The sequence below is a fragment of the Pseudomonas persica genome (assembly GCF_900291015.1).
GTDB lineage: Bacteria > Pseudomonadota > Gammaproteobacteria > Pseudomonadales > Pseudomonadaceae > Aquipseudomonas.
This window is the reverse complement of the sequence record NZ_OLKL01000204.1, coordinates 1-261: the sequence shown is the minus strand read 5'-3', so window position 1 is coordinate 261 and position 261 is coordinate 1. Positions and strand designations below refer to the sequence as shown.

Genomic DNA, 261 nt, shown 5'->3' with positions numbered 1-261 from the left:
CCTGGGCGACCCGGCCGCTGCGCCGCTGGGCGATGCCGTGGCCATGCTGCCGCTGACCCGGCCAGCTTCGCCGTTCCAGGAAGGGTCGACCATCTACCGCAGCCTGGATGGCAAGATCCTCAAGTACCAGCGTTTTTCCTCGCAGCAGACCACCTGGATCACCCTGATTGCAGGCAAGCCAGGCTCGGGCAAGTCGGTGTTGATGAACAACAACCACTTCGAATCGTGCCTGATGCCGGGCCTGACCGGGTTGCCCTACAT

At 63.6% G+C, this 261-nt stretch carries 1 protein-coding gene; it reads left to right on the top strand.

The annotated features are described in order from the left end of the window. A partial coding sequence (locus tag FQ664_RS26280; protein WP_144175912.1) for a hypothetical protein occupies window positions 1-261 on the top strand: 261 nt, incomplete at both ends.